Origin of the sequence: Argonema antarcticum A004/B2, assembly GCF_023333585.1 — a bacterium.
Classification (GTDB): Bacteria; Cyanobacteriota; Cyanobacteriia; order Cyanobacteriales; family Aerosakkonemataceae; genus Argonema; species Argonema antarcticum.
On the sequence record NZ_JAIQZN010000047.1, the window covers coordinates 27,539 to 53,836 of the forward strand.

The 26,298-nt window shown below is 44.9% G+C and carries 24 protein-coding genes, 1 pseudogene and 1 riboswitch; of the genes and pseudogenes, 20 read left to right on the forward strand and 5 right to left on the reverse strand.

What is annotated here, in order from left to right; genetic code table 11:
- The first annotated feature begins 143 nt into the window (after positions 1-143).
- Positions 144-671, forward strand: coding sequence for a cupin domain-containing protein (locus tag LAY57_RS19645; RefSeq protein WP_249068512.1), 528 nt, complete (start codon positions 144-146; stop codon positions 669-671).
- 166 nt (positions 672-837) lie between these two features.
- Positions 838-1,089 carry a hypothetical protein gene (locus LAY57_RS19650; protein ID WP_249068513.1) on the forward strand — a complete coding sequence of 84 codons (252 nt, stop codon included), beginning with the start codon at positions 838-840 and terminating at the stop codon, positions 1,087-1,089.
- Between the two features lie 71 nt (positions 1,090-1,160).
- Here LAY57_RS19650 and ppsA read toward each other — a convergent pair whose 3' ends face one another.
- Complete coding sequence (ppsA, locus tag LAY57_RS19655; protein WP_249068514.1) at positions 1,161-4,778, reverse strand: phosphoenolpyruvate synthase; 3,618 nt, start codon at positions 4,776-4,778, stop codon at positions 1,161-1,163.
- A gap of 513 nt (positions 4,779-5,291) precedes the next feature.
- Between ppsA and LAY57_RS19660 the strand changes: the two genes are divergently transcribed.
- The 5 genes from LAY57_RS19660 to LAY57_RS19680 all read left to right on the forward strand — a co-directional run bounded on the left by LAY57_RS19660 (position 5,292) and on the right by LAY57_RS19680 (position 10,325).
- Positions 5,292-5,786: an LptA/OstA family protein gene (locus LAY57_RS19660; protein ID WP_249068515.1), complete on the forward strand. Its 495-nt coding sequence runs from the start codon at positions 5,292-5,294 to the stop codon at positions 5,784-5,786.
- A 161-nt stretch (positions 5,787-5,947) separates the two neighbouring features.
- Positions 5,948-6,676, forward strand: a complete 729-nt coding sequence (gene lptB / locus LAY57_RS19665) for an LPS export ABC transporter ATP-binding protein (RefSeq protein ID WP_249068516.1) — start codon at positions 5,948-5,950, stop codon at positions 6,674-6,676.
- Between the two features lie 62 nt (positions 6,677-6,738).
- Positions 6,739-7,905: an LptF/LptG family permease gene (locus LAY57_RS19670; RefSeq protein ID WP_249068517.1), complete on the forward strand. Its 1,167-nt coding sequence runs from the start codon at positions 6,739-6,741 to the stop codon at positions 7,903-7,905.
- A 144-nt stretch (positions 7,906-8,049) separates the two neighbouring features.
- Entirely contained in the window at positions 8,050-9,240 is a 1,191-nt protein-coding gene (locus tag LAY57_RS19675; RefSeq protein ID WP_249068518.1) for a hypothetical protein, read from the forward strand.
- Between the two features lie 173 nt (positions 9,241-9,413).
- Positions 9,414-10,325 carry an Rpn family recombination-promoting nuclease/putative transposase gene (locus tag LAY57_RS19680; protein ID WP_249068519.1) on the forward strand — a complete coding sequence of 304 codons (912 nt, stop codon included), beginning with the start codon at positions 9,414-9,416 and terminating at the stop codon, positions 10,323-10,325.
- A 68-nt stretch (positions 10,326-10,393) separates the two neighbouring features.
- Here the strand turns inward: LAY57_RS19680 and LAY57_RS19685 are convergent, their stop codons facing one another.
- A complete protein-coding gene (locus LAY57_RS19685) occupies positions 10,394-11,818 on the reverse strand; it encodes an NADP-dependent isocitrate dehydrogenase (protein ID WP_249068520.1) in 1,425 nt (474 codons plus the stop codon).
- Positions 11,819-11,990: 172 nt separating this feature from the next.
- Here LAY57_RS19685 and LAY57_RS19690 point away from each other — a divergent pair, with 172 nt between their 5' ends.
- From LAY57_RS19690 to LAY57_RS19725, 8 genes and pseudogenes are all read left to right on the forward strand, one after another.
- Entirely contained in the window at positions 11,991-12,281 is a 291-nt protein-coding gene (locus LAY57_RS19690; RefSeq protein ID WP_249068521.1) for a response regulator, read from the forward strand.
- A 3-nt stretch (positions 12,282-12,284) separates the two neighbouring features.
- A complete protein-coding gene (locus LAY57_RS19695) occupies positions 12,285-12,779 on the forward strand; it encodes an adenylyltransferase/cytidyltransferase family protein (protein ID WP_249068522.1) in 495 nt (164 codons plus the stop codon).
- A 228-nt stretch (positions 12,780-13,007) separates the two neighbouring features.
- Positions 13,008-13,478 (forward strand): annotated as a pseudogene (locus LAY57_RS19700) (GUN4 domain-containing protein); the annotation flags it as partial.
- Positions 13,479-13,648: 170 nt separating this feature from the next.
- Entirely contained in the window at positions 13,649-15,145 is a 1,497-nt protein-coding gene (locus tag LAY57_RS19705; RefSeq protein WP_249068523.1) for a GAF domain-containing sensor histidine kinase, read from the forward strand.
- Between the two features lie 108 nt (positions 15,146-15,253).
- Positions 15,254-16,708, forward strand: a complete 1,455-nt coding sequence (locus tag LAY57_RS19710) for an IctB family putative bicarbonate transporter (RefSeq protein WP_249068524.1) — start codon at positions 15,254-15,256, stop codon at positions 16,706-16,708.
- Between the two features lie 92 nt (positions 16,709-16,800).
- Positions 16,801-17,286 (forward strand): hypothetical protein, encoded by a 486-nt coding sequence (locus LAY57_RS19715; RefSeq protein ID WP_249068525.1) that lies wholly within the window; start codon positions 16,801-16,803, stop codon positions 17,284-17,286.
- A gap of 211 nt (positions 17,287-17,497) precedes the next feature.
- The gene (locus tag LAY57_RS19720; protein ID WP_249068526.1) at positions 17,498-17,665 is read left to right on the forward strand and encodes a hypothetical protein; all 168 of its coding nucleotides are present in this window, start codon (positions 17,498-17,500) and stop codon (positions 17,663-17,665) included.
- Between the two features lie 5 nt (positions 17,666-17,670).
- On the forward strand, positions 17,671-18,150 hold the full coding sequence (locus tag LAY57_RS19725) for a hypothetical protein (RefSeq protein WP_249068527.1): 480 nt from the start codon (positions 17,671-17,673) through the stop codon (positions 18,148-18,150).
- 197 nt (positions 18,151-18,347) lie between these two features.
- Here the strand turns inward: LAY57_RS19725 and LAY57_RS19730 are convergent, their stop codons facing one another.
- Both LAY57_RS19730 and smpB read right to left on the reverse strand, forming a co-directional pair.
- Positions 18,348-18,866 carry a DUF29 family protein gene (locus LAY57_RS19730; RefSeq protein ID WP_249068528.1) on the reverse strand — a complete coding sequence of 173 codons (519 nt, stop codon included), beginning with the start codon at positions 18,864-18,866 and terminating at the stop codon, positions 18,348-18,350.
- Between the two features lie 217 nt (positions 18,867-19,083).
- The gene (gene smpB / locus LAY57_RS19735) at positions 19,084-19,551 is read right to left on the reverse strand and encodes an SsrA-binding protein SmpB (protein WP_249068529.1); all 468 of its coding nucleotides are present in this window, start codon (positions 19,549-19,551) and stop codon (positions 19,084-19,086) included.
- Positions 19,552-19,609: 58 nt separating this feature from the next.
- Between smpB and LAY57_RS19740 the strand changes: the two genes are divergently transcribed.
- Both LAY57_RS19740 and LAY57_RS19745 read left to right on the forward strand, forming a co-directional pair.
- A complete protein-coding gene (locus tag LAY57_RS19740; RefSeq protein WP_249068530.1) occupies positions 19,610-19,774 on the forward strand; it encodes a hypothetical protein in 165 nt (54 codons plus the stop codon).
- Positions 19,775-19,864: 90 nt separating this feature from the next.
- Positions 19,865-19,952, forward strand: a riboswitch (Glutamine riboswitch).
- A 35-nt stretch (positions 19,953-19,987) separates the two neighbouring features.
- Positions 19,988-20,143: a hypothetical protein gene (locus LAY57_RS19745; RefSeq protein ID WP_249068531.1), complete on the forward strand. Its 156-nt coding sequence runs from the start codon at positions 19,988-19,990 to the stop codon at positions 20,141-20,143.
- 120 nt (positions 20,144-20,263) lie between these two features.
- On the opposite strand, the gene LAY57_RS19750 is transcribed toward LAY57_RS19745, so the two are convergent.
- Positions 20,264-20,542, reverse strand: a complete 279-nt coding sequence (locus LAY57_RS19750; RefSeq protein ID WP_249068532.1) for a prevent-host-death protein — start codon at positions 20,540-20,542, stop codon at positions 20,264-20,266.
- Positions 20,543-20,717: 175 nt separating this feature from the next.
- Between LAY57_RS19750 and codA the strand changes: the two genes are divergently transcribed.
- The 3 genes from codA to LAY57_RS19765 all read left to right on the forward strand — a co-directional run bounded on the left by codA (position 20,718) and on the right by LAY57_RS19765 (position 25,839).
- Positions 20,718-21,974, forward strand: coding sequence for a cytosine deaminase (gene codA, locus LAY57_RS19755; protein WP_249068533.1), 1,257 nt, complete (start codon positions 20,718-20,720; stop codon positions 21,972-21,974).
- Positions 21,975-22,202: 228 nt separating this feature from the next.
- A complete protein-coding gene (locus LAY57_RS19760; RefSeq protein ID WP_249068534.1) occupies positions 22,203-24,359 on the forward strand; it encodes an adenylate/guanylate cyclase domain-containing protein in 2,157 nt (718 codons plus the stop codon).
- A 1-nt stretch (position 24,360) separates the two neighbouring features.
- Positions 24,361-25,839 (forward strand): mechanosensitive ion channel family protein, encoded by a 1,479-nt coding sequence (locus LAY57_RS19765; RefSeq protein ID WP_249068535.1) that lies wholly within the window; start codon positions 24,361-24,363, stop codon positions 25,837-25,839.
- The last annotated feature ends 459 nt before the right edge of the window (positions 25,840-26,298 follow it).

Here is a 26,298-nt window from a genome sequence, read left to right on the forward strand (position 1 = left end):
GCTGGTAGCTTTAAGCAAGGAAGTCAAATTTGGCTTCCCCGAACCTTGACAACCGCGTAGGAACAAAGGCTTGACCTCAAAAGAGTAAAGCCGCTGAACGGGTTGTCGAAGCGATCAACCTCGATCAACGACGGAAAAACACTATGACGATTCTACCATCTAAAGCCTCTTTCCCCAAGAGCAATTCGTTAGCAACAGAGGAAGTCCTCAAACCCGATCTCTGTCAAGTTATTCAAGGGTTGCGATCGCAACCTTTGACCTGGCCCTTAATCATCCTGCTGTCGCTGCTACCCAAAAATCCTACTCAGCTAGAAAAGCAACTTCAGTATTCAGAAAAAGGCCGATATTTCTGGATGCCTTTGTTCTCCAACCCTTTTGGCGAAGTATTACTCTGCTTCTGGTCAGTTAATTCAGATTCGCGTTCTCACGATCACTTTCAGAGTCTAGCATTTGTGATTGTTCTGATCGGTAAAATTTCCCAAAAACTGCTTCACGTTAGCGCTAATAAACTCTTCATTTTTGAACAACAAGAACTCAAGGAATTATCTGTAGGGGTGATTCCTGCGTATCAAGCCCATCGCATTCAGAACTTTTCACAAGATTGGGCCATCTCAGTTCATCTGTACTTCCCTCGGCGGAAATCAATTGAATTAGCGATCGACGAGGATTAATCAACATTGGGTTTAGCAGATAAATTAAGCATTTCACAGATAGACCAGGGCGGGTTTTGTTGAGAGACTATTGATTTGAAACAGAGGTGATCTGCTAAACCCGCCCCTACGAACCCGCCCCTACCATCCTTTTTGAATTAACCGATGTAATCAGGAGTTGATAGTTATGTCTAACCAATGCCCTCGCAATGCTTTGGGTGAACCAGCTTGCCATATTACGGCTCATCCTGAGCGTCCAGAATCAAAATTTTGTGCAAGTTGCAACCAAGTTTTTGAGGAAAAATTAACAGGTTCGGGAGTAATTACGTTCTTAGGAATTATCTTCTTAATCCTGGGAATAATAATTACAATCCAACCTCAACAACACCCATCTCCAATCCTCGACAGTGGAGACAATTATTCTGAAGATTCCCATTAACTTATTGAGCATGAGAAACCCGGTTTCTTTAAGAAACCGGGTTTCTACAATAACTAGCAACTTGCGTTAATCTATTCAACACCTTCCACTTCTGCTATCATCAATAGCGTTTTCAAAACTGAATCAGGATTCAGACTCATGGAGTCTATCCCCTGTTCCACTAAGAAACGAGCAAATTCGGGATAATCGCTAGGCCCTTGACCGCAGATACCGATTTTGCGATGATTACTTTTAGCAGATGCGATCGCCATTTTCACCATCCGCTTCACCGCTGGGTTGCGTTCGTCAAAAATATGGGCCACCAAACCCGAATCTCGGTCTAAACCCAAGGTAAGCTGAGTTAAGTCATTAGAACCGATGGAAAATCCATCAAATACCTCGCTAAACTCATCTGCCATAATTACGTTACTTGGTAATTCGCACATTACATAAACTTGCAACCCATTCTTACCTCTTTCTAAACCGTGTTTTGCCATTTCAGCTAACACTTTTTGACCTTCTTCTGGCGTGCGACAAAAAGGAATCATGGGAATTAAATTAGTTAAACCCATTTCATCCCGCACCCGCTTCAATGCGTGACATTCCAAAGCAAATGCGTCCCGGTATTTCTCATCATAATAACGAGACGCGCCGCGCCAACCAAGCATTGGGTTTTCTTCCTTCGGTTCAAATTGCCGACCGCCCAAAAGATTGGCATATTCATTACTTTTGAAATCGCTCATCCGCACTATCACTGGTTTAGGATAAAATGCCGCAGCAATTCTTGCTACTCCTTGGGCTAATTTATCCACAAAATACTGCGGTTTATCTTCATAAAGTGCGGTCATTTGGGCAACCTTTACTTGGGCAGATTCATCTTGCAATTTGTCGAAGTGAATCAAAGCTAAAGGATGCACTTTGATGTGATTGGCAATAATAAATTCTAACCGCGCTAAACCGACACCATCGCAGGGAAGATGGGAAAGACCAAACGCTTCTTCTGGATTCCCCACATTCATCATGATTTTAGTGCGGGTGCGAGGCAAGTTTTCTAGCGCTACTTCTTTGACATCAAAAGGTAGCAAACCAGCATAAACTCGACCTTCTTCTCCTTCTGCACAAGAAACTGTTACTTCTTGACCTGTTTTCAAGATATCTGTAGCATCGCCGCTGCCGACAATTGCGGGAATACCCATTTCGCGAGCTATAATTGCGGCATGACAGTTACAAACAATAACAGGCGTGTATTTGCGAGTGAATACGACATAATTATGATGATCCGCAACGGTAATATTGAAGACATCACCATAACTTTCTTCCCCAGTCGATACGACGCGCTGCATCCGAATGTCTCCCGCCAGGAGTTCGTCAAACTTGCCAGACGATCGAATTTCTCGCTCTGAGATGAGGAAATTATTATCTTTTCTCATCTTAATTTGCCCTAAAGCATCTTCGCCAAAGAGTTGGTTAGTAGCAAAGAAGCGTGTTTGTACGGTTCTTGGAACAACATTTCCTTTGACTCGTTTGGTATGAAGGAAAATTTCGTTCAGCTTCTCTACGATTTGGACATTATAGATGTTTCGGTTTCTTGTTACTTGGGGAACGGTATTTATCTTCAAACAAGCGACAATAATCGCTTGTAGCAGAAGTTCTTCACTGACGTAGATATTGATGCGATTGTTGAAGTAACTCCCATCCCCGTCGATGACTCCCGCTAGGAACTGATAGCAGACTTCGGGACTGCTGTTGAGCAGAGTACTAACGATGTTTTGCTCTCGCTGATGTAATTCGTAAGCGATCGCTTTAGAGTAGAGTCTGTAAGCGGTTGCTTGTCCTACAACCTGTTTTCCCCGAATATAACCGACGGATTCTTTTTTGAGGGAAGGGGTAAAAGACTTACCATAAAGAGTGCTGATGCTCTCATTCATGGCAGCGATAAATGCCTGTTTTTCGGGTATATCTTTCTGAATGAATTGTACTTCCCCATGAGTGCGGCTTCGATAAATAGAACCGTCTGTAAGCAGTCCGCCTAATAGGTAAGCCATGTTTTGTTGTTCATTGCTGCTGTGATTCAATTCGGGAATGTGTTGGCCGATCGCAACCATTTCCTTTTGAGCTAGCATTTCTTGGATTTCAGTTTTGACATATTGACCCCCACGGATGTTGATCATTTTATGATCGGGAGTGAGGCGAAGGGTGTTGTCAGTAACTCTTCCTGTCTGAGACACACTGACATCAATCATTTTTGAGTGCCTTTTCATCGAGTCAATAATAGGTTTCCACTCGATTTTGTGTGTCTGGGTATTTAAGGCGAGGGTTAATAATCCTTCATAACCTTGCTCGTAAATTTGTTGCAAGGTCATGAAGCCTTTGTTGGTTAAAATTCTAGTGTCGCCGTCAAAGCACGTTCGGCCCCCTTTGTTAGTAATAATGGCGCTGGCTTTTTTCATGATCGGTTCCCAGTCGGGGTCGGTTTTATCTGTTACTAAAACTTCCCCAGGTTGGAACAAATCGATTTTGCGAACATCCAGCATGAGGCGAACTTTCCCCTGACCGATCGCTTCCCCAACACTGCGACCAGTAACTAGCACATTGCTGCGTTCTTGTAAATGATAACTCCGCAGAATGTTTTGCGATTTTTGGGATTGTACTGTTTCGGGACGCGCTTGGACGATAAACATTTCGTTGGTAATCCCGTCTTTCGCCCACTCGATATCCATCGGGGTGTAAATACCGCGCACATCGCTGTAGTGGTCTTCAATTATGCAAGCCCAACGCGCCAGTTGTAATATTTCATCATCTTCAAGTGCAAATTGCTTCTGTTCGTTGAGAGGAACTCGCTCATTTTTCATTTGTTTGCAACCGCCAACATCGCAAACCAATCTATATTCTTTGCTACCTAACCGTTTATCGAGAATTGGGCGATAGCCATCTTTTAATGTGGGTTTGAAAACTAAATATTCGTCTGGATTAACTGCCCCTTGAACTACATTTTCTCCTAATCCGAACGCTGCTGTAATTAAAGCAGCATTTTTAAATCCTGTTTCGGTGTCAATGGTGAACATCACACCAGAGGAAGCTAGATCCGATCGCACCATTTTTTGAATGCCGACGGAGAGTGCGACGCTAAAATGGTCGAATCCCCTGGCATGACGATAGGAAATGGCCCGATCGGTAAATAGTGATGCAAAGCATTTGTGACACGCACCAATGACGCTTTCCACAGCTTGGATGTTGAGATAAGTTTCCTGCTGTCCGGCGAAACTCGCATCTGGCAAGTCTTCTGCGGTGGCGGAGGAACGGACTGCGACTTCTGTTTCTGCGCCGTAGCGATCGCACATTTTCTGGTAACCTAGTGCGATCGCACTCCGCAATTCTTTGGGAAAAGGCGTGTGCAAAAGCAACGACCTCGCCTTTTTTCCCCGTTCCCGCAAGTTATTAACATCTTCCACATCCAAGTCGGCAAACAGTTCGCGCAGCTTTTCTTCTAAACCTGCTGCTTGGATGAAATAACGATAGGCATAAGCTGTAGTCGCAAACCCGTTGGGAACATTGACTCCTTTGTGAGTCAACTGCTGAATCATTTCCCCCAAGGAGGCATTCTTTCCACCAACTAACGGGATGTCGCCGATCCCAACCTCATCGAACCAGAGAACCAGAGATTTCTCTTTGGAGAACTGGGAAGACTTCTCTTGAGTGGCTATAACCATAGGTATTTCCTGCTATCTAGCCTCAGTCTAGCGATCGCCCGCAGAGGAATGGGTAAATTTCATCACTTCGTAATTTTATTTATAATTTCTTTGGGATCGCCTTTAGGGGCGCATTTATTGGTATAATGGTATACAAAATGCTAATTTTGGAGCAGTAACATGGAAAACGGCTCTTTCGGAGTTGCTATGCTTTTGTTCACGTAAGAACATTTTTATTTCTTTTCTCCTCTCCCACTCTGCCACTCTCCCCCTCTCCCACTCCCCCACTCTCCCACTCTGCCACTCTCCCCCTCTACTCAAATAGCATAGTAAGTACGGAAGAGCCGACTTTAGTAGTTGGGCTGATTCTTCTTAAACTGATGAAGTATCACAAAATTAGTAATTTGTCAATATAATATTTATGGCTTCAGTTTTGACAGGACAGGTTAAACTACCTAGAGAACTATAGCGATAACTTTTCCGTCATAATTATTGTCTCCCATACAGATAAACCTTCCTAAGCTTGCACGATCGATGATGAGAGCCGCTCGATTACCTGATTTCTGGCAGCGTCGGCTGGGGTTAGCCTTGATGTTACCGGCTGCTTTGATAAGTGCGATCGCGCTTTTGCCACCAACCCAAAGCGCCAAAGCGCAAAACGCCGGTGAAGGTCGCGCCCTTAACATCCGCTCCGATATTCAAGAAGCCGATCAAAAAACTGGCGTGATCACAGCACGAGGCAACGTCCAACTATTTTATCCATCCCGCCAAATTCAAGCCACAGCCGCCCAAGCCCAATACTTCAGCAAAGAACGCCGCATCGTTCTCACCGGCAATGTTTACATATTGCAGCAAGGCAACAGCATTCGCGGCGAACAAGTCACCTATCTGATCGATGAAGGGCGATTTGTTGCCGTACCTCAACCCAACCGCCAGGTAGAATCCATTTATATCGTTACCGATACTAATGCCCCAACCCAACCAGCACCACCACCTAGAGTTCCTGGCGTGAGAACAGCCCCGCGCTAAAAAAGGGGCATTCGATTTTGGATGAAAGGATTTTGGATTGACTTCACGGATAAATCCGAGAGGCGACCAAAGCAACAATTTCAAAGGTCAGGAGCAAAGGTTAAAGGGAAAGGGAAGCGCTGTTGAATCCCTTCCCCAAAAGACGGTCGGGGAAAAGTGTTGTGAAAATTGTCTTAGAAAACATACACAAATCTTATGGGAAGCGCGTCATCGTCAATCGCGTCAACCTCTCTGTAGCCCAAGGAGAAATAGTCGGGTTGCTTGGGCCTAACGGTGCCGGGAAAACAACAACGTTTTACATCGCCACAGGTCTAGAGAAGCCGAATCAAGGTAAAGTTTGGCTCAATGAACTCGACATTACTGAAGCGCCAATGCACCAAAGGGCAAAACTGGGCATTGGATATCTAGCCCAAGAACCAAGTATTTTTCGCAACTTAACAGTGCGGGATAATATTCTGTTAGTGATGGAACAAACCCAAGTACCCCAAAGAAAACGCACAGAGCGTTTAGAGAAATTATTGCAGGAGTTTCGCTTGCAAAAAGTGGCCTACACCAAAGGAATACAAGTTTCTGGTGGAGAAAGGCGGCGAACGGAATTGGCAAGAGCTTTGGCATCTGGACAAGAAGGCCCGAAATTTTTGTTTTTGGATGAACCGTTTGCCGGTGTTGACCCCATTGCTGTAGCAGAAATACAGGAGATGGTGGGGCAATTGCGCGATCGCCAAATGGGTATCTTAATCACAGATCACAATGTCCGCGAAACCTTGGCAATCACAGACCGAGCCTACATTATGAGAGATGGACAAATCCTAGCCTCTGGCAGTGCAGACGAACTTTACAACAATCCCCTTGTGCGGCAGTACTATCTGGGAGATAACTTTCAAGTGTAGCTTAGTTCGTCAATCGATTTTAGATGAAACGATGAGAGGATTTTGGATTGATATCGTGAATTATGAAAATCGTCACCCAGTATAACCCACTCAGATTCCTAACTTTCGGTGTCTCGATCATGGATCGCTACCTGGTAGCCGAACTGCTAGCACCATTTCTGTTTGGGGTGTCACTTTTCTCTTCCATTGGGGTGGCGATCGGATCTCTCGAACTGATCCGAAAAATCACAGATGCAGGGCTACCTCTGTCAACTGCGATGAAAGTTTTTCTGTTAAAAATGCCCTTTTTCATCGCATTTGCCTTGCCAGCTTCGATGTTGCTGGCAACCTTAATTACTTACATTCGCCTCTCTAGCGACAGCGAACTGATAGCCCTACGCAGCTGTGGCGTTAGTATCTATCGGCTGATTTTGCCTGCGATCGTGATGAGTTTGATTGTAACTGTCATCACTTTTGCTTTTAACGAATTCGTCGTACCTGCGGCTAATTATGAGGCGAGCGTTATTCTAGACAGCGCGTTGAATGCAGATAGGAAAGATTTTCAGGAAAATAACATCATTTATCCAGAATTTGGCGAAGTAGACCAACCAAATGGCGAAAAGAAGGAAATTTTGAAGCGCTTGTTCTACGCCGAAGAATTTAATGGCGAACTGATGAAGAACTTGACTATAGTCGATCGATCCAAAACCGGAGTCAATCAAATAGTAGTCTCAGAATCAGCCCGTTGGAATATCGCCGAAAACACCTGGGACTTCTTCAACGGCACTATCTATGTAATATCTGCCGATAGTTCATATCGCAACATTTTGCGGTTTGAACACCACCAATTGCAACTATCCCGCGCTCCGTTAGATTTTGCCCGCAAAGGGCGGAAAGCTGACGATATGAACATTGCACAAGTGCAAGAGCAGCTAAAATTAATCATGCCAAGCAATGACTACAAAGAGATTCGCAAGCTGAAAGTCCGTATGCAACAAAAAATAGCCCTACCTTTTGCTTGTCTTGTCTTTGGTTTAGTAGGCGCAGTTTTGGGAACCAAGCCGCAACGAACCAGTAAAGCAACAGGATTTGGTATCAGCGTCTTAATTATTTTTGCTTACTACTTGCTGAGGACGATCGGCGATGCTTTGGGTTTGAGCGGCTTCCTGACTGATTGGATGGCGGCTTGGTTGCCAAACTTGTTCGGCTTGGGAACGGGAATCTGGCTATTGTTCAGAATCTCTCGCTAGGGGCTAGAGGGAAGAGGGAAGAGGGAAGAGGGAAAATTTAATTTAAAGTCTAAAATCTAAAATGGCAAAGAGGGGGCGATCGAAGCTATCATAAATATAGACAAATTCACTCTTGTCGTGCTAACTGTAACCTGCACTCCTGCCATGTCACATCCTAATCGGCCTCCTGCCCCCCTCCGCTACTTCAAAGCTCGGCTACGGCCTTTATTTTGGCCTATGGTTTGGGGAACAGCAACGATTATATCCCTAGTAGGTTTCTCTACTTGGGCCTACTTCACCCACCCAGAGTGGCTGGTTTTCAGCGATAATCAAGAGACTACCAGTCCCATCAATACATCTGTCGAGCCAACAGTTTCTGATGAAGACAAGGCGATCGGGGCTGACATAGATACCTTGTCGGTACTGGAAAAAGATTTGGCTAATTCAGAACCCTTCCAAGTTGTCCCAGCAGAAACCGAAAAACAGCAGGGTTTATTTGATGATTTCATCAAACAGAAGGAAGCTGCTGATGCCCAAAAATCATCAGGCTCATCGGGAACGGAGAAATTAGCAGGACAATCAAGCATTACCAATCCATTTGCGATCAAGTCACAAGATCCCCTCAATAACAGCGGGACGCTACCTTCAGGAAACTCCGTTACCCCACCATCTTCTAACTTAGGCGCTGGTAGTGCAGCTAATCCTGCCGTTAGCCCTAATTCAGCACCGTTAAGCCCATTGCAATCAGCACTAGACCGCATAGACGCTGGCAAACAACCAACCCTTCAAAATCCCACTACAGCACCAGCAAACCCCTTGCAGTCCGCATTAGACCGCTTAAATACTGGCAATACGATCGCCACACCAGATCCTACAGACAAATTGGGGCAAAACAGCGGCAGCAACCAAACGCCTACACAATCCACTTCAGGTATACCAGGACAAGTTACTGCACCAGCCCAGCAATACCCCGGTACGGCGGGTTACTCATCTATCCCCGGACAGAGTTATGGGTCAGCATCTCCAGTTCCAGGTGCAACAGGCTATAACGTACCGCCGACTAGCAGTAGCAATCCTCCCAATTCTTACACTTACTTAAATCAACCCCAAGCAGTACCCGGCTTACCACCAGCGGCACAGGTGAGTCCTTCACTGACACCTAGCAACTTGGGTCAATCTCCTTTTCAGAATGCCACTCCGGGCAATGGATTCTCGAACCCAGGATACAATTCTAATTTCGGCAATCCAGCAGCCCAGCCTTCTCAAGTGCAATCCCCGCCTAATTTCTCGGTTCCCCGTGCTATTCCGGGGCAAAACATCGGTGGAGGACAGATCAATACGTTCTCAAATCCCTAATTTAAGCCCGAACAGTACTAACTGTTAAAAAGCTCGATCTCACGCTTTTTCTGGCAATTCAAGAGCGAGTATTTATAGTAACTACTCTTGTCGGTTTAGGACAATAACTCAAAATTTGCTCAAGATTGTGGAGCGATCAATTCTCCAGTTCTATTCGCCATTGAACAAACGTTATGATTTTCATTAACCCTAAAACTGATTACGCCTTCAAGAAAATCTTTGGTTCATCTGAAAGCAAAGACATTCTCATTAGCTTTCTCAACGCGATGATTTATGATGGCGTTTCTATCATTGAAGATTTGGAAATTATTAACCCTAACCTACCACCAAGAATCCAAGGTTTGAAAGATACTTACCTGGATGTGCAAGCCAAACTCAAAGATGGTACACTGGTGATTATTGAAATGCAGGTATTAAATGTAGAGTCTTTTGGCAAACGTGTTTTGTACAACGCGGCGAAAACTTACGCCTTTCAATTAGAGGCGGGAGGAGGCTATCGAATGCTCAAACCAGTGATAGCTTTAACTATTACGGATTTTGAGATGTTTAAAAACAGCGATCTCATGATTTCTCGCTTTGTCTATAAAGAAGAAAGTACTAATTTGAAATATACTGACAATAACATCCAGTTAGTGTTCATTGAGTTACCGAAGTTTACCAAAGAACAGGAGGAACTAGAAACCTTAACAGATAAATGGATTTATTTCATGAAATATGCCAGAACGCTAACTGATGTTCCCGAAACAATAGACAGCATTCCCGAAATTCATAAAGCTTTTGGAATTGCCAATCAAGTCAATTTAAGCCGGGAAGAACTAGAAGACTTGGAACGAAGGGAAATGTTTGTGTACGATCAACAAGGGGCTATCTCTCTTGGACGCAAAGAAGGACGCGAAGAAGGACGCGAAGAAGGACGCGAAGAAGGACGCGAAGAAGGACGCGAAGAAGGACGCGAAGAAGGAATGCGAGAAAAAGCGATCGCGATCGCACGACAATTATTAGATAGACTCGATGATGAAACCATCAGTCAAAGCACGGGACTTAGCCTTGAGGAGGTACAGAATTTGCGATCGCTAAATTCCTAAGCAGAATTTTAGATTTCAGATTTATTCAATCCAAAATCCAAAATCCTTTCATCCAAAATCAATCTTCCCTAGTGGTAGTGCTTAATTACCGCTTCGGCAAATTCAGAACACTTGAGGGGCGGATCGACTGGAGGCTCCATCAACCGAGCTAAATCATAAGTTACCTCACGGTTGACGATCGCATCCCCAATACCCTTCTTAATTAAATCAGCCGCCTCTTGCCAGCCCATGAACTCCAGCATCATCACGCCAGACAGAATCACCGAACCGGGGTTAATTCGATCCAAACCGGCGTGCTTGGGTGCCGTGCCGTGGGTTGCCTCAAAAATAGCGCAGGTATCGCCAATATTAGCTCCTGGCCCCATGCCCAGCCCACCGACAATTGCAGCAGCGGCATCGGAGAGATAATCTCCATTTAAGTTCATCGTAGCCAGGATAGAGTACTCATCCGGTCGCGTCTGGATTTGTTGGAAAATGCTATCGGCGATGCGATCGTTCACCATCACCTTATTTTTCCACTGTCCGTTCCCGTGAGTTTCCCAGATGGCATTCAGGACATTTTCGATTTCGCCGCAGATAGCAGCTTGCTTTTGGGCTGTCAGAGAGTCATAACCGGGCTCGATTTGACGCGCATTTTCTTCTAGGGTGATATCTGCGTTTTTCTCCTTGTTAGTGAGAATCCAGGATTCCCGTTCGGTTACGCACTGGGCCCGAAATTCAGTAGTAGCTAGTTCGTAACCCCAATCTCGGAAAGCGCCTTCCGTATATTTCATAATATTGCCCTTATGCACCAAGGTTACCTGCTGCTTATTTTTGGGCAAACGCAAGGCGTGCTGCATAGCACGGCGGACAAGGCGCTGGGAACCAGTTTTGCTGATCGGTTTGATGCCGATACCAGAGTCGAGGGGAATCTGTTTTTTGCCGTGTTCGGGAGTAGCTGGGATCAATTCGTTATTCAGAAACGCAATCAATTTATCGGCAATCTCGCTACCTTGTCGCCACTCAATTCCCAAGTAAATATCTTCTGTATTTTCTCGATAGACAATAACATCCAGTTTTTCGGGAGTTTTGTGAGGCGAGGGCGTACCTGTATAGTACCGACAGGGACGGATACAGGCGTAGAGGTCAAAGATTTGCCGCAGCGCCACATTTAAAGAACGGATGCCACCGCCAATCGGCGTTGTCAGCGGCCCTTTGATGGCAATACCGTATTCTTTAATCGCATCAAGGGTATCTTGAGGTAAATACTGGTAAGTGCCGTACTTTTCGCAAGCTTCGTCACCAGCGTAGACTTTAAACCAGCTGATTTGCCGTTTGCCATTATAGGCAGATTGGACGGCAGCATCGATCGTCTTTTGGGCGGCAGGCCAAATGTCCACGCCAGTACCATCTCCGCGAATGAAGGGAATGATGGGATTGTCTGGAACGATTGGTTCGCCGTTACTGAAGGTGATGCGAGAACCTGTATCGGGAGGAGTTATTTTTTCATACATACTGGTAGCGTCTCCTAATAACTAGGCAGCGGCGATCGGAATGGTAAAAACTTCATCTTGCCGCTGAGCCTTAATAAGCTACCAGATATTTTGGTTAATAGCAGCTCGGTATAAACTTTTTGCACTAAACGTTCCACCCATGAAATTCCATAAATCGTCCGTGAGGTTTTAGATGAAACGCATTTTGGTAGTTGATGACGATCGAATCTCACTCACCGTATTGACTGGCTATCTGGAAAAACAAGAATACGTTGTAGAAAATGCGGATTCCGGTGAGAAAGGCTTGGCAGCTTTTGCCAATAATCGCCCAGATTTGGTCATTTCTGAGGTGATGATGCCGGGAATGGACGGATTTGAATTTTGCTGTAGACTGCGAGCCACCCGTGAGGGCCAATTGGTGCCGTTTATCTTTTTGTCAGCACTGGGTGAATTAGACGATCGCATTGAGCGGTATAAGGAGTAGTATATGATTCCCAATCTTTACAGCTTAGCGGAACTACAGGAGACGATCGCGCAAGATCCCCAGCTATGGCGACCCTTGGTATTTACCAATGGCTGCTTTGACTTGCTCCATGTGGGACATCTCCGTTATTTACAAGTAGCAAAATCCTTGGGGCGATCGCTGATTGTAGGGTTAAATAGCGATCGGTCTGTACAAACCATCAAACCCCATACCCCTGGACACCCACAGCGACCTCTAGTGCCAGACATCCAGCGGGCCGAATTACTGGCCGCCCTCAAGCCAGTAGATGGAGTAGTAATTTTTGACCAGACCACAGCCACTCAACTCATAGAAACACTCAAACCCGATCTTTATGTCAAAGGAGGCGACTACCGCATAGAAACACTACCAGAAGCACCGATTGTTCAAGCCTACGGAGGCAGAATCGAGTTAATCAAAATAGAAATACCAACCTCTACAACTGGTATAATTAATCGCATTTTGCAGGCTGTTAAGTGAAGAGTTTGCCAAACTAGGGGTAGAGTATTTGAGCAGAGGAGCAGAGAGGAGGGAGTAAGAGGGGCAGAGGAGCAGAGGCATAAAAATGTTATTTATTTATTGAACAAAAGCATAAAAACTCTCAAAGAGCCAAATTCTTTTGTCTAATGGGGAAAAACAATCTAACAGCGCCCATAACCAATCAAACTTGACAAATAACCGATGAGCGATGACCAATTAGCAATGAACACCAGTATCGTACCGTTGAATTCAGAACGCAACATTGATTACAGGCCACTGCAACAGCTGCTAGCCCAGCAGGACTTTCAAGCAGCCGATCGAATGACCCTGCAATTGCTGTGCGAACTTGCTGGTGAGGCAGCGGTGCAAAGAAAATGGTTGTATTTTACCGAGATAGAGAACTTCTCCACCGAAGATCTGCAAACCATCAACAACCTCTGGCTGACATACTCCGAAGGCAAGTTTGGCTTTTCGGTACAGCGAGAAATTTGGCTCTCCCTGGGCAAAAACTGGGACAAATTATGGCCCAAAATCGGCTGGAAAACTGGCAATAACTGGACGCGATATCCCCATGAATTTACCTGGGATCTCAGCGCCCCCAGAGGTCATTTACCCCTCTCCAATCAGCTACGAGGAGTGCGGACGATCGCTTCCCTCCTATCTCACCCAGCCTGGTCTAGTCCACCCATTTCAGGCTAATGCAAGCAAATTTCCAGCAGGGTTTGCTCAGATTCACGCTCTCTTCTAGGAATATTTCCCCAAAACCTGTTCGTTACGAATCCACTTGGGGAATTTTAAGGATAGCTCTTTGTCTGCGGTAGCAGCCAAACCAAATGAAAAAATCAGCAACTATAGGGGTAGCGGTTAGCATGGTAAACCCTGAAAACAGTCTCTTTAGCAGTTTGAATGGTTTGACACCTCAAACACGAGAACAACAACGCCTCCTAGCCTTGGCAGAGTCAGGATTGCTGGAAGCAGAAACGATACCAATTTTCGATGAAGCGACTCAGACAGCCGCCCATTTTTTGGATGCACCCATTTGCATTTTGGGCATCATGGACAAAGACCGTCAATGGTTTAAGTCGGCTGTCGGGTTATCCAGGTTAGGGTTGATGAATCAGCTGGCAGCATCGCGTCAATTGTTGCGCCAAGAATCTTTTTGCACTTATGTGGTAGACAGTCATAAGGTGTTGGCGATTACCGATGCGATCGCCCTGCCACTTTTTGCTAAGAGTTTATTAGTTCAGCATTATGGTATCCGCGCCTACTTGGGAGTGCCTTTATTAACATCTACCGGACATTGCCTGGGTACACTTGCGGTGATGGAACGGATGCCGCGTTCCTTTACCGACAAGGAAGTTGAGTTTTTGGAACTCATGGCCCGCTGGATTATGAGTGAATTTGAGCGCAATCGTCTCCTGAAAGATACTACTCCAGGGGTAATGGTCAATCTCAGCACGCAAATGACCTCTACAACTTTACCAAGGGAGCAGCTTGACACCAATCAAATACAAGTTAAATTGCTGGGGCAGCTGACCCAGGAACTGCGGACACCGCTGACCTCAGTTATGGGGATGGCTAGTGTTCTAGGCCGGGAGATTTATGGGCCGCTGACAACCAAACAGAAAGAATATGTGGAGATTATTCAGCATAGCGGTCAGTATTTACTGTCCCTGGTAAACGAAATATTGGCACTCGGATCGCTGGACTCCGGTAATACAAAACTGAATGTTACTGCTGTTGATATAGAAATGCTGTGCCAGCAGGCGATCGCTACTCTAGAAGAAAGTGCCCATCGCCGAGGGCAACAGATTCGTCTTTCCGTAGAACCTGGAAATCGCATCTGGCAACTGGATAAGGACAAAGTTCGACAAATGCTTTATCACTTGGTATCAAGCGTGTTGCAAACGGTTGATTCTGGTAGTATTGTTCGCATTCATATCTCTCGCAAGCTTTCAGGATTAAACATTGCTATTTGGGTTTCTCACCCCTGGCTGGGAGAGGGTCTCCCCAATCTAGACCCCTACTTTTACAAATCATCGTTTGCATCTGTGACAAGTTACTCGGAAGACTTACCATTTGAGAACGATGCTGAGTATAAGAAGCCAGAATCGTTGCTGCCTTTTGAAACAACTGATCGAACTGACTGGACTAAATCCGATCAAAAAGCTCTGATTGCTGCTGAGGAGCTAGAACCTGTCCAGAATAATATATTCAATCAATCTTCTGAAAACTTGGGGCTACTGCTCAGCTGTCACTTGGCTCAAATACATGGTGGACAAATCTCTATTCAAGGCTCACCAGAGTCTGGATTTAGATATGTTGCCATCTTGCCAATGCTAACAGAAGCAGATCAAAATATCTAAGTATAGGAAAGTGCTGAGTGCTGAGTGCTAAGTGCTAAGTGTTGAGTGCTGAGTGTTGAGTACAAACACAGTCGCTTTCTTGCTTTGAGATCTCAATACAATGAATACATGAACGCTGTTTGGCAACAATTTACTCTGTCTAATCTGCGGCTGTATCGGTGGCGCAGTGCTAGTTATTTGTACCGTTTGGTAGGTCTGCTGCAAGCTTGGCGACAAGGTAGCTGGTTAATGCAGTGGGGAGAGACTTTAGGCGCGTTATTGATAAGCCTGGTGTTTGCGCTGGCTCCCTTTGTGTCTAACGATTTGATCGGAGTGTTGTTGATTGCCATAGCGGTCTTTTGGGTCCTGCTGACCCTATCAGATGAAGTTGGGGCCGTCTCGACAGAAGAATTAGCAATTCCCAATTCCCAATTCTCGATTCCCAAATTTACGCCGATTCATTTGCTGGTATTGCTTTATTGGAGCATTTCTGTGGTGGCGACGGCTTTGTCGCCAGTGAAGGTAGCGGCGTTGACGGGATTGGTGAAGCTAACGCTTTATCTGCTGCTGTTTGCGGTGATGGCAAGGGTTTTGCGATCGCCTCGCGTTCGTTCTTGGTTAATTGCTCTGTACTTACATATAGCGCTAATTGTCAGCGTTTACGGTCTGCGACAGTGGTTTTTTGGGGCAACGGCGCTGGCAACTTGGGTCGATCCAGAATCTCCTTTAGCTAAAACTACGCGAGTTTATAGTTATTTGGGAAATCCGAATTTACTTGCTGCTTATCTGCTGCCTGCGATCGCTTTAAGTCTAGCAGCTGTTTTTGCTTGGCGTGGCTTTGTTCCCAAAGCTTTGGCCGTAACGATGTTTGTCGTAAATTCAGCTTGTTTGATTCTAACTTTCAGTCGCGGCGGTTGGATTGGGTTTGTAGTTCTGCTCTTCGCCTTTTTGATATTGTTGATTTATTGGTTGAGTATCCATTTACCTCGTTTTTGGAGAGTATGGTCGCTGCCGGTACTACTCGGAAGTTTGGCTGGGATATTGGTTTTGGGAATTGTGTTTGTAGACCCGTTGCGCGATCGCGTTTTTAGTATGTTTGCGGGTCGTGGGGATAGCAGCAATAACTTCCGCATCAATGTTTGGGCTGCTGTGAAAGATATGATTAGCGATCGGCCCATACTCGGCATTGGCCCCGGCAACAACGCCTTTAACAAAATTTATCCGCTATATATGCGTCCCCGTTTCAGCGCTTTGAGTGCTTATTCCATTTGGCTGGAAGTTCCGGTGGAAACGGGGCTCATTGGATTATGTTGTTTCCTCTGGCTATTAGTGGTGACATTTAACCAAGGTTGGCTGCAACTGCGGCGTCTGCGAGAATTGGGTAGCAGAGAGGTATTTTGGTTGATGGGTGCGATCGCATCTCTTTCAGCTCTGCTAGCTCACGGTACAGTAGATACAGTTCTGTATCGTCCCGAAGTCAATACCCTCTGGTGGATGATGATAGCCATAATTGCCAGTTATTACACTATTTATCAACCTTTTCCGACTGAAAATTTGCCTCCACAAGACCAACTTCAGGAATAAGGTAAGTAGTTGGGCTTTAGCCCTAAAGCCCAATTACTTACCCTTATTTTTAATTATCGTGCGCGTCAGGGATTTGTTTGAAGAGGGGGGATATGCGCTGGCTAACAGCAGTTTTGTTAAGCTATGCAGTTTTAGGATTCTTCTCAGCACTTTGGGCTTGGGCTTTGGCTTTGGCTTCGACTTTGGCTTTGGCTTTGGCTTTGAGTTCGGCTTTGGGTGAGGCTTCGGCTTCGGCTTTCGTTCAGTCTTGGGCTAGGGGTTTGGGTGGGGCTTTGGGTGAGGCTTTGGTTTGGGCTTTGCTTTGGGCTTTGCTTTGGGCTTTGGCTTGGGCTGGGGCTGGAGCTTTGGCTTTGGCTTTGAGTTCGACTTTTAGTTGGGCTTTTAGTTGGGCTTATGCTTGGGCTTATGCTTGGACTATTGCTGGGAGTTTTGCTGGGATTTTGGCTTTATCTTGGGCTGAGGAAGAGTTACTCAACTCATTGAGCAAGTTTCACACATTTCTAATTTTGCTTGGAACTTCTTGGTTAGGACTAGGGTTAGGATGGTTGGTATATCAGATATTTCCGCTATTTCGGTAAGATTACACTACCCTTCATTGAGGTTAGCAATAGGCCGATATTTTGTCAGATTCTATTATAGAGATGTACCATAATCAAGATTTATAAAATTTAAGGAGAACCAAAAATTAATAATTTTTCCGAAAATGTCAGCCAAAGAAACCTAAAGCACATCACCAAGCATCTCCCAGACTTCCAAAAGTATGACCCTAATCTCACCCTAGATGATATCGTGAAACTAGGGCTAGAAATTGCCAGTCGTCCTGAAAGCTTAATTGCTACTCCCGGAGGTAGGCAGGTTTTTGAGCAGAATGTGATGATAGGTAATCAACAAGTCAAAGTTATAGCAGTTTTAAATCAAATAGGCAATCTTCGTTCAGTACACATTAAAAACCCGTAAAAATCATGCTAATTGCAATAACTTTTGACGAATCAGAAAAAATCGACCCCATCGATCCAATTGGCGATATCACCATAACCGATGATACAACAACCATTACGGAAAAATCAACTTATTTAGATTCCTGGTTTGATGCCTCAATCACCGGACTGAAAACAGTAAAAGAGGGTAAAAAAATATCGGTTGAAATTGTGGAAGAACCAGAACCAATTGTGTTTGAACCTTGGCAAGAAGGAGTGCGAATATCTTATCGCGATCGCACCCTTTTTATTCCTCAAATTTCTGAATTCACCACTGCCTTAAAACTAGCAGCAAATGACTTTTTAAACAAGCTCGATCGAGAAACAGAATTCGATTCAAATGATTTACTCGAAGTAATTCGCGATTTTGTGGATAACGAATCAGAGGATAGATATTCAACAATTCAAACTCAGAGTAATTCTCATTTAGATTTGGCATCAGCGCATTCACCCGCTAGGGAATAAATTCCTTGGTTAATAGAGTAAAGTGGACTAAAAAAATATCCGAAAAATCATTCCAAAACCATCTTTATCTGCGTAGCAAGAAAGCTAAATCTCCGATCTGCGTACCCTGCGGGAAGGCTGCGCCTACATCTGCGTTCATCCGCATTCATCTGCGGTAAAAAATATCCCAATTTTGCATGAAGTCAGAAACTAATTTATCATCGTCTCCCAGCTTGCCAATCTTCCCCACCTGGAAGCTGAGTCAAATAATTATTAACCACTGAAGATAACTCTTTTGCCGAGTAATCATAAGTGAGAGATAACAAACTTTTACCAGTCGCCATAATCTGTTCTTTATCAACTAAATTCAAAAGCTGATAATGACTATAATATCCATCCCTGACTTCCTCACTAGCTAAAGAAATTGCTTCCTCAAATTCATCGTCAAGCATTGATTCCCACTCATCTATCTTAACGTAGTAAGACGTTTTGTTATCTTGCAAATTCAGCTTTTTAATTTCTCTAACTGAATTGCGAATTGAATTAGCCCAAGAATTTGTTAATCGCTGTTCCACTTGGTTTTTTATCAAGTGAATTAACAAGATTTTCAGATAAGATTGAATATTACGCAGAATCGCCTGTTTGCTCATTCCTTCTAACTCATCCACAATTACCAAAGCATCTGCGTAGCGTCCTTCCAAAATGCTTTTTCTTAAATCGATGAGTTCTTGAGTCATAACTCTTACCTTTACTCTTTTGGTATATTATTTTACCTATTTAATTTCCCATCTTCCCCACCAGGTAACTAAGTAGGGGCACGGCATAATTAACCTTATTTTCTACTGCAAAATATCTCGGACGCCGTGCCCCTACATATTTGTCTCTTAGGAGGACTTTCGCTATTAGCCTGCGAATTGATTCGCAGGCGGGTGTGTTGACAAGTGTAATAACGACTTAAAAATTCTTCATAGCGCGTTCCATCTCGCGCTTATCATCCCGTTTCTTCACATCTTCCCGCTTATCGTGCAACTTCTTACCTTTGCCAAGACCGACAGTAACTTTAACCAAACCCTTCTTCAAATACATTTTCAAAGGCACTAAGGTTAAACCCTTCTGTTCCACCTTGCCAATCAGCTTGCGGATTTCCTCCTTGTGCAGCAGCAGCTTGCGCGTGCGAAGCGGCTCATGGTTAAAATATTGGCTAGTAGTTGAGTGAGGAGAAACGTGGACGTTCAGCAGCCACGCCTCGCCATTCCGAATCAGGACGTATCCATCTCGCAAGTTAGACCTGCCCTCGCGAATGGCCTTGACTTCTGTCCCCTTCAGCTCAACCCCAGCCTCGTAAGTCTCTAGGATTTCGTAGAGATAACGGGCTTGGCGATTATCGCTAACGATTTTGATACCTTCGCTTTTGTCACTCATACAGCCACATTTACATAAGTTAAGAAAGTCTAGAGCTATTCCCCGCAAGGAAGCCACTGTGTTTGTACTAAAGCCGAAGTACTCCCTACTCCCCACTCAGCACTCAGCACTCAGCACTCAGCACTCAGCACTCAGCACTCAGGACTTTGCTATATTTGCCACTTTAGCGCGTGACATCCTCTTACGGCAAATCAATGATTATGCCGTAGGCTTCCAAACCTGACGATGATTTCGCTTAGTCTGGCCTAATTGTAAAGTTTTATGTCGAACTTGACATTCAGCCGATAAACCGTAACAATAGATACAGAAACAAATCGTTCATCTCTTCAAGTAGCTCCGCCAGATAGTTGGTTAGAGACTCGTCGAGACGGAAGTAGGGAATCATCCCGAAGGAACGCGCCTCACTTGAGTACATTTTGATTTTGAGGCGAAAACTATGAACTATATCAACGACGAATCCAATCGCGGTACAGTGGAAACAAAAGCCCGTTCTCTAATGCTGAATCATCAGCGAACCATGAAGAATCGGCAGCAGTCTCTATTGAGTCGTTCGGCGGCGGAAGTCGGGCTGACAGGTAATATTTCCGAATAGCAAGCTACATCAAGGAAATAGGGCTCTTAGCTACAAGGTTTCCTACTTTTAGATAATTCGTAGCAGCACCTCCATTCTCATGGGGGTGTATTTTTTTGATGTTAGTATCACAGAGAAGGCTCATGCAGTTCCAAGGGCAAAAGGGTTATCGCGATCGCAACGGGTAGGAGTCTCTAGAATATAATCTTCTTCAGCACATAGTTGACGCAACTCCACAAAGGCATCTGCTATTGAGTCAGGTTTTTGTTGCTGATGCCAAGCTAGGAACTCTTCAAAGACAGTAGGTTCTACAATAACAGCAACCAATTTGTCTTGCTCAAAGATTAATTGAGGTTCATTAGCGATCGCATCGATTAGCTCTCTTAGTTTTTGTTGCGCTTCGTCAAGCTTCCAGTTCATCTGCTTTTCCTGGCCAATGCTGATTATAGCCTATCGTACCATTAAGCGATCGCATTCCATCTCTTGCTAAAATCAATAGTAATGCCAGGAGGGAGGAAAGTGGCACAGCGCTCGCTGAGCCACTTTCCTCCCTCCTGTTAGGTTAATTTTTTTTTACATATAGCAAGGAATATTTATGACAGCAACATCTTGGGATTTACTTCTTCGCCACTGCCGGTTACTCGACCGCGAAGTTGATATTGCGATTAAAGATGGTAAAATTGCGGCTATTGCGCCTAATTTGGCGGAAATAGCACAGCTAGAACTTGATGTAAAAGGGAAACTGGTTAGTCCGCCTTTTGTGGAGTCGCACATTCATTTAGATACGGCTTTGACTGCGGGTGAACCGCGATGGAATAAAACTGGCACTTTGTTTGAAGGAATTGAAATTTGGAGAGAAAGGAAGCAAAGTCTGACGCTGGAAGATGTGAAAAGACGGGCAATCGAAACTTTAAAGCAGCAAGCATCTCAAGGTGTTTTATTTGTTCGCAGTCATGCGGATGTAAGCGAACCGAGTTTGACGGCTTTGCAAGGTTTGTTAGAAGTGCGAGAGTTCGTGAAAGATTGGATGACTTTGCAAGTGGTGGCTTTTCCTCAAGATGGTGTTTATGGTAATCCTAAAAATGATGAATTATTGGAAGAAGCGCTAAAGTTGGGTGCGGATGCGGTGGGGGGAATTCCTCACTATGAGTTTACCCGCGAAGATGGGGTAAAATCGGTACATCGGATCTTTGAATTAGCGCAAAAATATAATCGCCTAATTGATATCCACTGCGATGAAATTGATGATGAACAATCGCGTTTTTTAGAAGTAGTGGCAGCTTGTGCAATTCGGAGTGGTATGGGGACGCGAGTAACTGCGAGTCATACTACGGCGTTTGGTTCTTATAATAATGCTTATGCTGGAAAGTTAATGGGATTGTTGACGCGATCGCAAATTAATTTCATTGCCAATCCGTTAATTAATATTACTTTGCAAGGACGCACCGATACTTATCCCAAACGCCGAGGTGTGACGCGAGTAAAAGAATTGTGGCAAGCCGGATTGAATGTTAGTTTGGGATATGATTGTGTCCAAGATCCCTGGTATAGTTTGGGGACAGGAAATATGCTGGATGTGGCGCACATGGCGGTTCATGTTTGCCAGATGACGGGGATGGCTGAGATAGATGCTTGTTTCGATATGGTGACAAGTCATGGAGCTAAAACTTTAGATCTGGAAGATAATTATGGTATTAAGGTAGGAAAGCCTGCGAATTTAATTGTGTTGGATGCTGATAGTCGCTATAATGCGATTCGTTGTCGATCGACTGTGTGTTATACGATCGCGCAAGGAAGGTTGTTAGCCCAGACTGAGCCACCCGTCACCCAGTGGAAAGGCGATCGATCGTAAAAGTTTCACAATTCAGGAAAATCTCTCTCCTTATCTCCCCCATTCGGGATATTTTAAGAAAACTACACTTTTGTCAAGTAGGGAAGGGTAAAAGTTGATGAATTGAGCTTGGGTACAGGCTTTCCCAGGACTTTAACTATACCTAAGTATTGATTTTCTTTAGCTGGGGAAATGGTATTAAATTAACCATTGCACGGCAATAACTCTAAAAATAACAGGAATGTACCCATGCGATTTCTCAACCTGTTAAGTATAAAGACAAAATTCATAGTTATGATACTGGTGGTCAGCCTCGGCGCGATGTGGGCCAGCACCTTGATCTGCTCTAGTTCTGGTAAAGCTCTTCTCACCGAAAGAGTTTACAGCCAATTAACCAGCCTTCGCGCTGCTAGAACTTATCAAATCCAAGATTACTTTGAAAGACTCGTCCAGCATACCCAGACGCTTAGCGATGACTATATGTTCATTGCTGCCATGAAAGAGTTTAAGGCAGCCTACGCTGAGCTTACCAAAGCTAACGTGCCAGCCGAGTATAACACCAAGATCGATGCCTACTACACGAAGGAAGTTTTGCCCAGACTGGCGAAAACTACCAAAGGTAAACCTCTAATCGAAGCCTACATACCCAATAAAACTGCTACCCGTTACCTCCAGTACAACTACATCGCAGCTAACTCCAACCCTGTTGGCAAGAAATTTCTCCTTGACGATGCGGGTGACAAAAGCAAGTATAGCAGTGTTCACGCCCGCTACCATCCCCGTTTTCGCAACATAGCTGAACGATTTGGCTACTACGATATGTACCTAATCGACACAACGGGTGACATTGTTTATATGCTTTCCAAAGAAATTGACTTTGGCACAAACCTGATAGACGGACGCTACAGTCAGAGCAACTTAGGCAAGGCTCTAGCTGATTCCCTAAAAGCGAAGAGTACGGAGTTTGTAGAGATTGTCGATTTCGAGCCTTGGCAACCGTCTTACGGAGCGCCAGCCTCATTCGTCGCCTCTCCCATTTTTGAAGGAACGGAATTGATAGGCGTTTTGGCGTTCCAGCTACCCATTGATGCCGTTAACCGCATCATGACAAATGATAATAATTGGCAAAAGATAGGTCTGGGCAAATCAGGAGAAACCTTTCTAGTCGGGAAGGATTATCTAATGCGTTCCGCGTCCCGTTTCCTGATTGAAGACCCAGAAGGTTATGCAAAAGACCTGCAAAACAACGGCGTCGATCAGAAGACCATTAACAAAATAAAAGAGTACAATACTTCAATCCTCCTACAGGAAGTGCGAACAAAATCAGCAGATGCAGGGTTGGCAGGTAAAGAGGGGACGTGGATTATCAACGATTATCGCGGTATTCCAGTTTTGAATTCATACGCGCCATTAGAAATCGATGGATTGAAGTGGGTTATCATCGCCAAGATAGATGTTTCTGAAGCCTATGCCCCGATCGACCACTTTCAAAAAAGAGTTTTGATTTCAGCTACTTTAATCATGCTGATCATCACGCTATTGGGGATGTGGCTTGCCAACATCTTTACCAGACCCATCAAAACTTTAATGGCTGGTGCCCGCCGGGTGGGGGCAGGGGAATTTGATACAGTTGTGACATCGAAATCTAAAGATGAATTTGGAGAGTTAGCTAAGTCATTTAACGAAGCAGTAGGCAGCCTTCGCAATCACGCCAATCTGATCGAACAAAAAAATCGCGAAAATGAGAAATTACTCTTAAGAATACTGCCTGCGCCTATAGCCAAACGCCTCAAAGGTGGAGAGAAAAACATCGCCGAGCAGGTTTCCAATGTCACGGTCTTGTTCTCCGACCTCCATCACTTCACCCAGCTTTATCAATTAATGTCCGCGCAGGAAGTTGTTGCCGTGCTTAATGAAATGGTAACAGCCTTCGATGAAATGGCGGAAAAATACGGTATAGATAAGATTAAAACTATTGGGGATGGTTACATGGCAGCCTGCGGACTGAGTGTGCCGCGTATGGATCATGAAAAACGCATGGTAGAATTTGCTGTGGAAATGCTTGCTTTTGTCCGCCGATATAGTTATGAAAAAGGCTTGCACCTAGACCTAAAAATTGGGATCAATTCAGGAGATGTGGTGGCGGGCATCATGGGCAAAAATAAAATGCTCTACGACGTTTGGGGCGATACTGTCAATACTGCCAACCAGCTGAGGTCAGCTTGCCCGGCGGGAGCTATCCTACTGTCCCAAAACGTATGCGATCGCTTGCAAGACCTCTACGAGTTTGAGCAGGTTGGGGAAATCCAAGAACCTGGAAAACAAAAGCTAGTGGCTTGGCAACTGAAAAGTACCCAACAACCAGTAACTGCTAAAGCAACTAAGGAATGGGAATCGGATAAGTAGTATGAGCGCAAACTCCGAATGGTTGATTTGGGCGATAACAATAGGCTTTGGGTTCCCTCTCCTCGTAATTATGCTGGGAGAGGCTATTCATCATCTAGAAAGGCACGGTAAGCCGATCGCAGCGACATTGGTACTCGTAAGGAACCTCGTCCTACCCGTCTTGGTGTTGATGCTGTTCGTTAATAATGTCGTTAACCTGGACGATCGCGGGAATTTTGTAAAGATTATCGAAACGCTGTTCTGGTTATCCGTTATCCACGCCTCTCTCTCCCTAATTAATGCAGTCTTGTTTGAAGACGCTGAGGCAGATACATGGCGGGCACGAATGCCCAAACTGCTGATCGATCTCGCTAGACTGTTTTTGGTGCTGGCGGGAAGCGCGATCGTGCTGGCGGCAGTGTGGGGTGCCGATCTGGCAGGTCTGGCTACTGCTTTAGGCGTTAGCTCGATTGTGATCGGTTTGGCGCTTCAGGACACATTGGGCAGTATCATGTCTGGCGTTGCGCTTCTGTTCGAGCGCCCCTTCACGGTAGGCGATTGGTTGCGCGTTGGAGATATCGAAGGTCGAGTGATTGACATCAATTGGCGCTCTGTTCGCCTGCTCACATCCCAGCGCCAGGTGGTTGTCGTTCCTCATCAGTTTATTGGCAAAGAAGTAATCTGGAATTACAGCCAACCAGACGGCCTTTACAACCAAACCATCAGTGTTAGCTTCTCCTACGATAGTCCCCCCAACTTGGTCAAGCAGGTGCTAAAAAGTATAGCTTTGGCTACACCAGGAGTATTGGCCGAACCGGAGCCAGAAGTTACAACTAAATCCTACGATCAAACTGCAATTAGCTACGAGGTGGAGTTTTTTGTAGAAAACTTTGAGGATGTGGGACACATACTTGACAGCTTTATGACGCGAGTCTGGTACGCAGCGCAGCGAAACAACCTCTCGCTCCATCAGTATCAATATGAATATTCCACGCAACCGCCGACCAAGACAGATAGCCCTTCAAATATGTGGGCAAAAAACCTGCACTCAATTCCTAGCTTTATGCCCCTAGCTAGAGAACAGGAGAGCTTGGCTGACCTAACTAAGGGAACCGTTGTACAGAAATTTGGTGCCGGAGAGACGGTTATCCGGCAGGGCGATCGCAGTAATGCCTTGTACATTATCATCGCCGGTCAGGCTGTAATCACTATCACGAACGACTTTGACAAGGAGCAGGAGGTCATGGCTCTCTCCCTGGGTGAGTTCTTTGGCGAGATGACACTCTTTAGTGGGGAACCTAGTCCGGTATCGATCGCCGCTATTGACGATTTGCAAGTTATTGTCATCTTTTCTGATGCTGTCAATAAGATGATAGAACGTCAACCCAGCTTTGCCCGCCAGGTCGGTCAAATTATAGAAGCACGAAGGAGTGCGATAAGTGCCGCTCAACAGGAAGATGTTTCGTCCAATGCTGGGGTTGAGTTACCTATAGACGTTTAATAATTTTATTTAAAAAAGATTGATTTCTGGGAATTTTGTATAATAGATGAATACATTGCGATCGCCATACCCTTGAGGCTTTCACTATCATTAAAAATGAAAAAGGGCTAAGTCCTAGTATTTGCCGAAAAAAAACTTTGCATACAACCAATTAATTGTCGCAAACATTGGCTTGGCCGCTACATATAGCAACCGATGAAAGTCGGTTAGGACATTCTGAATTTCACCAAACCGTTCGGCTGAGTTTCGACAAAGCTCAACTTCCGCTATCACGGCGAAGCCCTTGATTCTAAACCATTCTGACCCTAGTCCCTAGTGCAGGATGGCGGAAATAACTCACCACTAAAAATTGCCAATGATTGCTCTGGAAATATTGATTTTTACCACTGACAACTGACAACTGACAACTGACAACTGACAACTGACAACTGACAACTGACAACTGACAACTGACAACTG

Bases quoted from the DNA above. Each gene is read 5' to 3' on its own strand.
- LAY57_RS19645 (WP_249068512.1), top strand. From the start codon at position 144: ATGACGATTCTACCATCTAAAGCCTCTTTCCCCAAGAGCAATTCGTTA.
- LAY57_RS19650 (WP_249068513.1), top strand. From the start codon at position 838: ATGTCTAACCAATGCCCTCGCAATGCTTTGGGTGAACCAGCTTGCCAT.
- ppsA (WP_249068514.1), bottom strand. From the start codon at position 4,778: ATGGTTATAGCCACTCAAGAGAAGTCTTCCCAGTTCTCCAAAGAGAAA.
- LAY57_RS19660 (WP_249068515.1), top strand. From the start codon at position 5,292: ATGATGAGAGCCGCTCGATTACCTGATTTCTGGCAGCGTCGGCTGGGG.
- LAY57_RS19670 (WP_249068517.1), top strand. From the start codon at position 6,739: ATGAAAATCGTCACCCAGTATAACCCACTCAGATTCCTAACTTTCGGT.
- LAY57_RS19675 (WP_249068518.1), top strand. From the start codon at position 8,050: ATGTCACATCCTAATCGGCCTCCTGCCCCCCTCCGCTACTTCAAAGCT.
- LAY57_RS19680 (WP_249068519.1), top strand. From the start codon at position 9,414: ATGATTTTCATTAACCCTAAAACTGATTACGCCTTCAAGAAAATCTTT.
- LAY57_RS19685 (WP_249068520.1), bottom strand. From the start codon at position 11,818: ATGTATGAAAAAATAACTCCTCCCGATACAGGTTCTCGCATCACCTTC.
- LAY57_RS19690 (WP_249068521.1), top strand. From the start codon at position 11,991: ATGAAACGCATTTTGGTAGTTGATGACGATCGAATCTCACTCACCGTA.
- LAY57_RS19695 (WP_249068522.1), top strand. From the start codon at position 12,285: ATGATTCCCAATCTTTACAGCTTAGCGGAACTACAGGAGACGATCGCG.
- LAY57_RS19705 (WP_249068523.1), top strand. From the start codon at position 13,649: ATGGTAAACCCTGAAAACAGTCTCTTTAGCAGTTTGAATGGTTTGACA.
- LAY57_RS19710 (WP_249068524.1), top strand. From the start codon at position 15,254: ATGAACGCTGTTTGGCAACAATTTACTCTGTCTAATCTGCGGCTGTAT.
- LAY57_RS19715 (WP_249068525.1), top strand. From the start codon at position 16,801: ATGCGCTGGCTAACAGCAGTTTTGTTAAGCTATGCAGTTTTAGGATTC.
- LAY57_RS19725 (WP_249068527.1), top strand. From the start codon at position 17,671: ATGCTAATTGCAATAACTTTTGACGAATCAGAAAAAATCGACCCCATC.
- LAY57_RS19730 (WP_249068528.1), bottom strand. From the start codon at position 18,866: ATGACTCAAGAACTCATCGATTTAAGAAAAAGCATTTTGGAAGGACGC.
- smpB (WP_249068529.1), bottom strand. From the start codon at position 19,551: ATGAGTGACAAAAGCGAAGGTATCAAAATCGTTAGCGATAATCGCCAA.
- LAY57_RS19745 (WP_249068531.1), top strand. From the start codon at position 19,988: ATGAACTATATCAACGACGAATCCAATCGCGGTACAGTGGAAACAAAA.
- LAY57_RS19750 (WP_249068532.1), bottom strand. From the start codon at position 20,542: ATGAACTGGAAGCTTGACGAAGCGCAACAAAAACTAAGAGAGCTAATC.
- codA (WP_249068533.1), top strand. From the start codon at position 20,718: ATGACAGCAACATCTTGGGATTTACTTCTTCGCCACTGCCGGTTACTC.
- LAY57_RS19760 (WP_249068534.1), top strand. From the start codon at position 22,203: ATGCGATTTCTCAACCTGTTAAGTATAAAGACAAAATTCATAGTTATG.
- LAY57_RS19765 (WP_249068535.1), top strand. From the start codon at position 24,361: ATGAGCGCAAACTCCGAATGGTTGATTTGGGCGATAACAATAGGCTTT.